Genomic DNA, 11,014 nt, shown 5'->3' on the forward strand with positions numbered 1-11,014 from the left:
GGGAAGTAAGAAAAAAAGATTTCCAATTATTCCTGTGATAGTTATCGGGTTATTGGTGGCAGTTGTGTATTTTTGGCAATAATTACTTATTAAGTATTATCACTTTTTCATGGTAGGGTGATTAAGCTGTTACTGGGTTATTATGGCTATATTATATGAAAAAAGGCTCTCAATAATGAAAGCCTTTATCTGATTAAAATAAATCTTATTTAGTTTCAGAAGCAATGATCGCGAAACACTGGTCAGCAGCTTCTAATGTCGCTTCGATTTCTTTTGGTCCATGAGCCAAAGAAGTGAAGCTTGCTTCAAATGCTGAAGGTGCTAGGTATACCCCTTTCTTAAGCATTAGGTGGAAAAAGCGTTTAAATCTTTCAATATCACACTTAGCAACATCAGCGTAGCTGGTTACTGTTTCTTGATCGGTAAAGAAGAAACCAAACATTCCGCCCACTTGGTTCACAACCATTGGGATGCCGTGTTTATTTGCTAACTCTTTAAAACCATTAGCTAGATGTTTCGTTGTATCTGCAAGGCGTTTTTCATTACCTTCTTCAGTTAATACTTTTAAGCAGGCAAAACCAGCAGCCATCGCTACAGGGTTACCTGAAAGTGTACCTGCTTGGTAAACTGGTCCAGTAGGTGCAATGTATTGCATTACGTCTTTACGACCACCAAATGCACCAACAGGCATACCACCGCCGATTACTTTACCTAATGTTGTTAGGTCTGGTTTGATGTTGTAGTAACCTTGAGCACAGTTTTCAGCCACACGGAAACCAGTCATTACTTCATCAAAAATTAATAGAGCACCTTCTTCATCACAAATTTGACGAAGTCCTTCGTGGAACCCTTCTACTGGTGGAATACAGTTCATGTTACCAGCTACTGGCTCAACAATAATACAAGCGATTTCGCCTTTATTTGCAGTGAATAGTTCACGAACAGAATCTAAATCATTAAAAGTTGCTGTTAATGTGTATTTAGCAAAATCAGCAGGAACACCAGGAGAACTTGGCTGACCTAGGGTTAATGCACCAGAACCTGCTTTAACAAGTAAGCTATCAGCATGGCCATGGTAACAGCCTTCAAATTTCATGATTTTATCACGGCCTGTGTAACCACGAGCCAAACGAATAGCACTCATTGTTGCTTCAGTACCTGAACTTACCATGCGAACTTGTTCCATTGATGGTACGAGTTCAGAAACTAATTCAGCCATAGTAATTTCAGTTTCAGTGGGTGCACCAAAACTTAAACCACGTTGTGCTGCAGAGATAACTGCTTCACGAATTGCGGCATGGTTATGACCAAGGATCATTGGACCCCAAGAACCAACATAATCAATATAAGCTTTGCCATCGGCATCAAAAATTAAAGGGCCATCGGCACGCTCAACGAAAATTGGTGAGCCACCAACGCCAGCAAAAGCACGAACAGGAGAGTTTACACCGCCAGGGATTTTATCTTGCGCTTTTGCAAATAGTTCTGCTGATTTGGTCATTACTTATATCCTCATAGTAATTAATTTGGACCAGTTGGGCGCTATTGTACCTAAAAAAGCTTGAGTTGATCGTATTAATCCCCATCTAATAGTAAAATAGTACTGATAAATGCGATCTTCATTTTATGAGAACGCAGAGAAGAGCGATTGAATACTTGAATGAAACAGTCAGGTATTAGATAATCGCCTATAAAATAGAATTGGAAACCAATCCTGAGAGGTTTAAATGAGTGATGTATCTGTGCCGTTAACGTTTTCTGATGTTGCAGCAGCAAAAGTAAAAACGTTAATTGCAGAAGAAGAAAACCCAAATCTAAAACTACGAGTTTATATTACTGGTGGTGGTTGTAGTGGTTTCCAATACGGCTTTACTTTTGATGAAGACGTAAATGAAGGTGATATGACAATTGAAAACGATGGCGTTACATTAGTTGTTGATCCAATGAGCTTACAATATTTGATTGGCGGTAAAGTTGATTACACCGAAGGTTTGGAAGGTTCACGTTTCTTCATTGATAACCCAAATGCAACGACAACGTGTGGTTGTGGTGCATCATTCAGTGTGTAAGTCCTGAGTATTCAAAGGTAAGTAGCGGAGTTTACTTACCTTTTTTATTATAAAAAATCATAATTTTGAGTAACAGCAAGTTCAGATGTATTGCTGTTAGTTTTTGTTTCCTAAGCGCTAAGGATTGTTGCTATGGGTAAATTTACATCTGTTTTTTTTTCTTATCTTATCCATAGACCTTGGATTATCTCTTTTCTTTTATTCCTCAGCTTATTTTTATGGGTCATGAGTGGACCTTCAAACGCGGAAGAATCATCAATAGAGACAAAAAGCTCGCCTCTTACCATACCATTAGCCAACGTGGTTATTGAACGTTTTGAATCTATCCCTACTCATAAAACCATTTCTTTGTATGGACGAACTAGCCCTGATAAACAAGCCATATTAGGAGCTCAAGTTGCAGCTCAGATTGAAGAATTGTTAGTAAATAAAGGCGTTAGAGTCACAAAAGGGCAACCCATCGCTCGTTTAGATATGGCCGATCTTGATTTGCAATTAAGCCAAGCTAAAGCCATCTACTCAGTTCGAATGAAAGAGTTTAATGCAGCAAAAGAATTAAAACGTAAAGGCTTACAAGGAGAAGTTGCGTTTAGCCAGTCACAAGCCTCACTTGCTGAAGCAAAAGCAAGAGTTCGTAATGCTGAGTTAATATTAGAAAATACTACGATCACGGCGCCATTTGATGGCATTGTTGAGCACCTGTTTATTGAAGTCGGTGACTTTGTCAGTCGTGGTGATCCTGTTGCTAAAGTCGTTGTTCTTGATCCACTTGTTATTGATGTCAATGTTAGTGAAAGGCATATCAGTCAAATAACAAAACAACAAAAAGCAGATGTTAGTTTTATTAATGGTGCTTCAATTGAAGGCTATGTTCGTTATATTTCAAAAATATCATCGTCATCAACCAATACATTTTCAGTAGAAATAGAAATTCCCAATATTGGTGGAAAGATCCCTGCAGGTGTGAGTTCTGAAGTCGCTATTAATTTAGCGCTTCAACCAGCAATAAAAGTCACTCCAGCAATGCTCGCATTAAATGAAAGTGGGGATTTGGGGGTAAAAACAGCGATAGAAGCTGAAGGGCATAGTGAGACGGCTCATAAAGTTAAGTTTGTTCCTATTCAGTTAGTTAAGGCTGAAGATGATGGTGTTTGGTTAACAGGGCTTGGGAATGAAGTGGATATTATTACTGTTGGACAAGGATTTGTTCGTGATGGTGACTTCATTCATATTCAGCGTAAATAGGGACATTATATGCTAGCTATTATTAATGCGGCATTGGGTCGCTCTCGTACCATGTTGATGCTGTTGGTTTTATTACTTATTGCTGGTGTGTCGACGTATCTCGTTATACCAAAAGAGTCCAATCCAGATATTACGATCCCTATTATTTATGTATCTATGAGTCACCAAGGTATTTCTCCTGAAGATTCTGAGCGTTTACTCGTGCGCCCAATGGAGCAAGAATTACGCTCTATTGAAGGGATAAAGGAAATGACTGCGGTTGCAGGGGAAGGGCATGGCTCAGTGACATTAGAGTTTAGTGTTGGAGTCGATTTAGATAAAGCCTTAACGGACGTGAGAGATGCGGTTGATTTAGTTAAGCCAAACCTTCCAGAAGAGAGTGATGAGCCAACGGTTCATGAGGTTACATTAGCGGCTGAGCAAGCCGTATTATCCGTGGTTTTATATGGCACTGTTCCTGAGCGAACCGCGGTTCAAATTGCAAGAAAGCTGCAGGATAAACTCGAAAGTTACAAACAGATACTTGAAGTTGATATTGCAGGAGATAGAGAAGATGTCGTTGAAATTATTGTCGATCCTCTTTTGCTTGAGAGTTACGGGTTAGATCAGGCCGCCATCTATAATTTAATAGCATTAAATAATCGTGTTGTTGCTGCTGGTTTTGTTGATACTGGTTATGGTCGGTTTTCAGTAAAAGTCCCTTCTGTTTTTGAATCATTAAAAGATGTACTAGAGCTGCCAATCAAAGTCGATGGAAAACAAGTGGTCACTTTTGGTGATATTGCCACGGTTCGTAAAGCATTTAGAGATCCTAATAGTTATGCTCGATTAAATGGTGAAAAAGCCATTGTTCTCGATATAAAAAAACGTTCCGGGGAAAATATCATTGAAACCGTTGAGATTGTAAAGGCGGTACTATCGAGAGCTCAGCAACTTGATGATTGGCCAAATAATTTATTAGTTAAATACACGTGGGATGAATCTAAAGATGTAAAGATCATGCTTAATGATCTTCAGAATAATATTCTTTCCGCTATTTTATTGGTTGTTATCGTTATCATTGCAATTTTAGGAGCAAGAACTGCTCTTTTAGTTGGAATATCAATTCCCGGCTCTTTCTTAACAGGTTTACTTATACTTGCAGTTTCAGGGTTAACCATCAATATTGTTGTTCTATTTTCATTAATCATGGCCGTAGGAATGTTGGTTGACGGCGCTATTGTTGTAACTGAATACGCTGATCGTCGAATGCAAGAGGGAGCTCATCGTGTAGAAGCTTATAGAGAAGCTGCACAACGAATGGCATGGCCAATTATTGCATCAACAGCGACAACATTAGCGGCATTTGCTCCTCTATTATTCTGGCCTGATATTACTGGGGAATTTATGAAGTATCTGCCATTAACTTTGATTGCGACGTTAAGTGCATCTTTAGTTATGGCTCTGTTATTTGTTCCCGTTTTAGGGAGTTTGTTTGGTAAACCGCAGCAAGTCCTCCCTAAAAAAAGAGTGAAATTACAGGCACTAAGTAGAGGAGACTATACTCAAGCTGAAGGGGTCACTAAGCTATATTATCAAACGCTTTCATTTTCATTAAAGCACCCCTTTAAGATTTTATTATTAGCAATAACGTTTGCTGTCGGTATTGGATTTACTTACGCCAAAGCGGGACTCGGTGTTGTTTTCTTTCCTGATGTCGATCCTCCATTTTTAACCGTAAAAGTTCGTTCTCATGGTGATCTTTCTATTGATGAGAAAGATAAAATTATGGTTCAGGTTCAAAATCAAATATTAGGAATGGAAGAGTTAGACAGTATTTATACTCGAACGGGTGGCGACGATGAAATAGGACGTATCCAAATTACTCCAATTGATTGGCAAAACAGAAGGCCAGTAAAAGAGATAATTGAAGATCTCCGAGTGAAAACGAAAGATATTGCAGGTGTTGAATTGGAGTTCAGTACACCAAATGCAGGGCCTCCTAGCGAGCATGATTTAGTGATAGAACTCAGTGCGAGAAATGGAGAACTATTAAATCAATCCATCACTCAAGTTCGTAAATGGGTTGATTCAAATGCAGCATTTACTAATGTTAGTGATACTTCTAATAAGCAGGGTATTGATTGGAAAATTGATATTCGACGAGATGATGCAGCAAGATTTGGTGCCGATGCAACATTAGTTGGTAATACCGTTCAGTTTGTCACTAATGGTTTAAAAATTGGTGACTACCTACCTGATGATAATGATGAACAGGTCGATATTCTTGTACGTTTTCCTGAAGAGCATCGAGATATCGGGCGATTTGATGAGCTTAGAGTAAAGACGAATAATGGACTTGTTCCAATTACTAATTTTGCACGCATTATTCCTACGCACAAACAAGATACGATTCACCGAATAGATGGGCACAGAATTTTATCGGTAAAAGCCGACATGAGTGAAGGGTATAACCTGAGCATTGAGCTTCCTAAAGTTGAGGAGGTACTAAAAAATCTAGACTTACCTAAGGGCGTTGAATTTAAATTAAGAGGACAAAATGAAGAGCAAAATAATTCAGCCGCATTTTTGCAGAATGCTTTTCTTGTAGCACTTGCTGTTATGGCAATTATTTTAGTTACTCAATTTAATAGTTTTTATCAGGCATTCTTAATCTTAAGTGCAGTTCTTTTTTCAACCGTTGGCGTGTTTGCTGGTTTACTTATTTTCCAGCGCCCGTTTGGCATTATTATGTCAGGCATTGGGGTAATTTCATTAGCAGGGATCGTCGTTAATAATAATATTGTACTGATTGACACCTATAACACCTTACGCAAAGAAGGCATTGAAAAAGTCGATGCTATTTTGCGAACTGGCGTTCAGCGTTTACGACCTGTTATGTTAACCACGGTAACGACCATTTTGGGATTAATGCCAATGGTGCTAGAAATGAATATTGATTTAGTTAATCAAAAAGTGGAATTTGGTGCACCAAGTACTCAGTGGTGGTCGCAATTAGCCACTGCTGTTGCAGGAGGCTTGGCCTTTGCAACCGTTCTAACATTAGTACTGACACCTTGCTTGTTAATGCTTGGAAGAGACAAAAAAATAAGAGAATTACTTGATTAAAAAAAAGCCCTAATTATCTCTAATTAGGGCTTTAATTTTAGTTATTCATGGTTAATTACTGGATGGTTACCAACAATAAACTGACTGTATTGCTCTAATTGCTTTAAGCGTTCTTTAGCCACAATTTCAAACTCTTTTTTGTCTTTACCTGTTAAGGATTTTGACTGTGGTAAAGATACTGTTCGAGCATCTTTATGAACGCCATTTACTAAGAATTCATAATGAAGATGTGGACCTGTTACTCGGCCTGTTCCACCAAGAGTACCAATAGTTTCACCTTGCTTAACTCTTTGACCTGCACGTACATAACGTTTAGTCATGTGTAGGTATTTCGTTATGTAAGTATTGCTATGTCGAATAAAGACATAATTACCATTAAATTGATTATAACCAGCTTTATCTACTACGCCATCACCGGCAGCCCAAATAGGGGTGCCAACTGGCGCAACATAATCAGTCCCTCTATGAGCTTTTCTTTGTCCTGTTACTGGATGCAGACGACGAGGGTTAAAATTAGAGCTAACGTAACGGAAATTGATTGGTGAACGCAAGAAAGCTTTTTTCATCGCTCGGCCATTTGGTTCGTAAAAATTGCCGTTTTTATCGTTTCTTATCGCTGTGAAAGTATCGCCACGGTTAGTAAAAGAAGCGGCGATAATATTGCCTTTTCCAGCATATTCACCTTCAACATACTTCTCTTCATAAAGAACTTTAAAATTGTCGCCCTCTCGGATATCTAAAGCAAAGTCGATATCCCATCCAAAGATACCTGCAAGCTCCATAATTTGATTAGGGTTTAGTCCCGCACCAATTGAAGCATTCCAAAAATTTGAGGTGATAGTTGCTTTAGTATAATTAAGCTGAGTTTCAATATCTTGTTTTTCAAATAAACCAATATAGCTGTCACCAACTTTACTAATACGGTAAGTTTCAAATTTACTGATAGGGCGTATAAGTTGGACGATGTCTTGATCTTGGTTAAACCCAAATTTTAATTTGTCACCAGGACGTAAGCGAGTGAGTTGGTTTTCAATTTCTTTATCGCTACTGGTGAGTTTTAGAAGTTGGCTGTATCCCAAACCGATGCGACTAAATAAAACAGAGGCGCTTTCCCCTGATTTTACTGTATAGGTTTCCCAAGATAATTGTTGGTTTTGAGCATTTTTTTCATGAGAAACGAGGGCTTCTTTTCTTATCTCAATTGGGTATGTTTGACCTACCGCTAATTTATAAAAGCCTGAATCAGGGGCGACAGAGTCTGGTATTGTTGCAATAGCTACAACAATCCCTGCGCTGCAAAGACCAATCAGAATGCGATGGATTACAGGAATGCGAGTTAATTTAGATAATATCATTCGATTAGTTAGTAAAGAGTGAATAAAAATAACAACCTAGAAGTGTATCGTGTTTTGAAGTTAACTACTATGTGAGGAACTTGTAGTTTGGTCACCTTTTTATAAAAAAAAGTTCATTAATTTAAAGAAATAAATAAAAACAGGTCAAATATGAGGCCATATATATAGCTATGGCCTATTTAAATTATTTATTAAGAGCGAAGGTTGGTAACGATAAGTGCCATCGAATGGCAGCTAATCTAATGATTAATGTAGCAGTGACACCCAGTAACATTGCTGTAGAACTTTGAACATTGAACTCGAGAGCAGAAGTATGAACGATGCCACCAAGAATGCACGCAGTAGCATACACTTCACTTCTTAATACCATAGGGACTTCTCTGGCTAGTACATCTCGAATAATGCCGCCGCCGCAACCTGTAATTACCCCCATAATAACGGCGACCATTGGATCTGCATTGTAATTAAGTGCTTTTTCTACACCAATCCCAACAAAGACAGCTAATCCAATAGCATCGGAAACGGGAAGTACATACCAAGGTAGGCGTCTAGGTCTTCTGATGATTAACATAGTTAAAATGCAGGTAATGAAAATGACCAATAAATAATTGGTGTCGTTAATCCAGAAAACGGGAGTTGCACCTAAAGCCATATCCCTTATCGTACCGCCACCTATTGCGGTAACACTTGCTAAAACGGTGACGCCAAATGGGTCCATTTTTAATCGACCAGCCAGTAACACTCCTGAAATGGCGAAAATGGCAGTACCAAACATATCAATTGTATAGATTAACATCTTGTCCTCTATGACTTACTGCATGATGTTGTTGAAAGAAAGTTATAAACCCTGTTTTAATATGACCATTATTGAGCTTTGAAGAATGAGCCAAATCGCTATTCTCCAGCTTAAAAAACGGTGAATTTGTGCTAAATGAATCGCTGATGGGGCTATTTTTCCACCTAGTTTTGCTCGGTTGATTTTCTTTCCTTGATAAATAACAGGTCCACCTAAAGAAAGCTCAAACTTTTTTCCAATAATAATAAGTAGCCCTGCATTATTTTTATTGGCCCAGTTCTTTTTTTGTAATTGTAACTGTTGAAAAGAATGACGGATGTTTTTGTCTATAAAACAAAGGAGGGTGAAAAGCTTAAGTGGGAGAAAATCTAAGATATATTGAATACGTAGAGCTGGGATGCCAAAAGGTCGAAATGAATCTCTAGATGGAGACCACGCTCTTGCTAACTCTAATGATAATCGATAAACAAAAGCTCCAATTCCACCAGCAATACCATACCAAAATAAGACCCCAATAACGGTTCTCGCATAAGCCAAAATGATCGTTTCACTAGATGCTTTACCTAAACCTAGTAATGATAATGGTTCTACGTCTCTATTTACCCAATGTTTGAGGGTTTCTTTTGCTTTGCTTTTATCCTCTTTATTAATGGCGTGAATCGTATCTTTACACAGTTTTTCAACACCGCGCCATTCTAATGACAACAATAATAACCCAAGATTAAAAAGAGGGATGTTCCAAATAAGAGGCACTGCTGCAATATATACAATGATTACAGGAATAATCATCAATGCCCATGCAAGGGAGCCAGAAAGTAGTCGTTGCTGATAAGGGCGAGAAGTATTTACCTTTTCAGCTAGGATTAAAGCAAATTTATGCCAGAAAGACATTGGATGAAACTGAGCTGAAATAGGAATAATGAGGTGAAAAATTAAAGCCCCCCATAAAACTAATAATGAGTAATCTGAAATAAAGAGAGTTAATTTATCTAGCATGAGATGATTCTTTATATATAAAAGAAGATAAAATTGAGCCAGAGGAACTGGCTCAATAAAATAAGATTACTTTAATAAAGCAACCATGTTTAATACCATTTCTGATGAGCTTTGCGCTGCAAGAGGAAGGAATTCATCAAAACTCATTGGTGACTCTTTATCTGCTACATCAGAAATAGCGCGAACCACAACAAAAGGGGTATTGAATTGGTGACATGTTTGCGCGATAGCTGAGGCTTCCATTTCTACAGCAATTACTGAAGGGAAGTGAGTGCGGATAAACTCTTGGCGCTCAGGAGTACAAACAAAAACATCACCAGTACAAATTAATCCGCGAACAGCGTGCTTATTACTCATTTCAGTTAACGCTTGCTCAGCAGTTGTGATTAGCTTTTCGTCAGCAATAAATGCAGCTGGCTGTTGAGCCATTTGACCCATTTCGTAACCAAAAGCAGTTACGTCAGCATCGTGGTGGCGAACCTCTGTTGAAATTACTACGTCACCAAGATTTAATGATGAATCAAAGCCACCAGCAGAACCTGTATTAAGAACCACATCAACATTATGCTCAGCAATAAGAAGAGTTGTTCCAACTGCTGCTGCAACTTTACCAATTCCTGATTGTAATAAAACAACGTCAGCGCCATTTAATGTACCAGTATAAAAAGTACAACCAGCTTTAGTTACTGTTGATAGACCTTCAATTTTGTCTTTAAGAATGGCAACTTCTTGTTCCATTGCGCCAATAATGCCAATTTTCATGTTTATATCTCAATAAAAGTTAGAGTAGTGGATGATTGTAACATAGGTATATAGTACTTAGGAGATATGGAATTTGATGTTTATTCTTAAATAAATAAGAGTTTTTGTTTGTATTTTGAACGTTATGTTTATTTATTGTTCGGTTGGTTATTTTTTTAATAAAAATGCTTGCATCAAAATCTGATACGCCTATACTGCGCATCCACTGACACGGAGAGAGTGATTCACATCACAGTCTGCTTTGTTAGTAAGCTCTTTAAAAATTAGAAACCTATTAATCTGTGTGGGCACTTGTGAATTGATAATCACTATTTGCGAAAGCAAACTGCTTGTTTTCATTTTTTAAAATGAAAGTAAATGGAATCAATGAACTGAGTGACTACACAAAATTACTTTTATGTAACAATCAGTATTAATCATTGAGTCGATATCCTTTCTGCTGAAAGGTATCAAAAAAACTTTAATTGAAGAGTTTGATCATGGCTCAGATTGAACGCTGGCGGCAGGCCTAACACATGCAAGTCGAGCGGAAACGACTTAACTGAACCTTCGGGGGACGTTAAGGGCGTCGAGCGGCGGACGGGTGAGTAATGCCTGGGAATATGCCTTAGTGTGGGGGATAACTATTGGAAACGATAGCTAATACCGCATAATGTCTTCGGACCAAAGAGGGGGACCTTCGG

Annotated in this window: 8 protein-coding genes and 1 rRNA gene; 4 read left to right on the forward strand and 5 right to left on the reverse strand. The window is 38.2% G+C overall.

Going from position 1 to position 11,014, the window contains the following annotated elements; all coding sequences use genetic code 11:
- Positions 1–205: 205 nt before the first annotated feature.
- A complete protein-coding gene (hemL, locus tag HC728_RS18115) occupies positions 206–1,501 on the reverse strand; it encodes a glutamate-1-semialdehyde 2,1-aminomutase (protein WP_012534220.1) in 1,296 nt (431 codons plus the stop codon).
- Positions 1,502–1,727: 226 nt separating this feature from the next.
- Here hemL and erpA point away from each other — a divergent pair, with 226 nt between their 5' ends.
- The 3 genes from erpA (at position 1,728) to HC728_RS18130 (ending at position 6,422) form a co-directional block, all read left to right on the forward strand.
- Complete coding sequence (erpA, locus tag HC728_RS18120) at positions 1,728–2,069, forward strand: iron-sulfur cluster insertion protein ErpA (protein ID WP_005420796.1); 342 nt, start codon at positions 1,728–1,730, stop codon at positions 2,067–2,069.
- 132 nt (positions 2,070–2,201) lie between these two features.
- Positions 2,202–3,314 (forward strand): efflux RND transporter periplasmic adaptor subunit, encoded by a 1,113-nt coding sequence (locus HC728_RS18125; protein ID WP_012532887.1) that lies wholly within the window; start codon positions 2,202–2,204, stop codon positions 3,312–3,314.
- Positions 3,315–3,323: 9 nt separating this feature from the next.
- Complete coding sequence (locus HC728_RS18130; protein ID WP_065604283.1) at positions 3,324–6,422, forward strand: efflux RND transporter permease subunit; 3,099 nt, start codon at positions 3,324–3,326, stop codon at positions 6,420–6,422.
- A 41-nt stretch (positions 6,423–6,463) separates the two neighbouring features.
- Here the strand turns inward: HC728_RS18130 and HC728_RS18135 are convergent, their stop codons facing one another.
- The 4 genes from HC728_RS18135 to mtnN all read right to left on the reverse strand — a co-directional run bounded on the left by HC728_RS18135 (position 6,464) and on the right by mtnN (position 10,331).
- Positions 6,464–7,774, reverse strand: coding sequence for a peptidoglycan DD-metalloendopeptidase family protein (locus HC728_RS18135; protein ID WP_026029310.1), 1,311 nt, complete (start codon positions 7,772–7,774; stop codon positions 6,464–6,466).
- Between the two features lie 187 nt (positions 7,775–7,961).
- The gene (locus tag HC728_RS18140) at positions 7,962–8,573 is read right to left on the reverse strand and encodes a TRIC cation channel family protein (RefSeq protein ID WP_005420789.1); all 612 of its coding nucleotides are present in this window, start codon (positions 8,571–8,573) and stop codon (positions 7,962–7,964) included.
- A gap of 42 nt (positions 8,574–8,615) precedes the next feature.
- Positions 8,616–9,569, reverse strand: coding sequence for a cobalamin biosynthesis family protein (locus HC728_RS18145; RefSeq protein ID WP_017019177.1), 954 nt, complete (start codon positions 9,567–9,569; stop codon positions 8,616–8,618).
- Between the two features lie 66 nt (positions 9,570–9,635).
- Positions 9,636–10,331, reverse strand: a complete 696-nt coding sequence (gene mtnN / locus HC728_RS18150) for a 5'-methylthioadenosine/S-adenosylhomocysteine nucleosidase (RefSeq protein WP_065597619.1) — start codon at positions 10,329–10,331, stop codon at positions 9,636–9,638.
- 461 nt (positions 10,332–10,792) lie between these two features.
- Here mtnN and HC728_RS18155 point away from each other — a divergent pair.
- Positions 10,793–11,014, forward strand: a 16S ribosomal RNA gene (locus HC728_RS18155); the annotation flags it as partial.

The organism is Aliivibrio sp. S10_S31, assembly GCF_014694495.1.
Taxonomy (GTDB): domain Bacteria; phylum Pseudomonadota; class Gammaproteobacteria; order Enterobacterales; family Vibrionaceae; genus Aliivibrio; species Aliivibrio fischeri.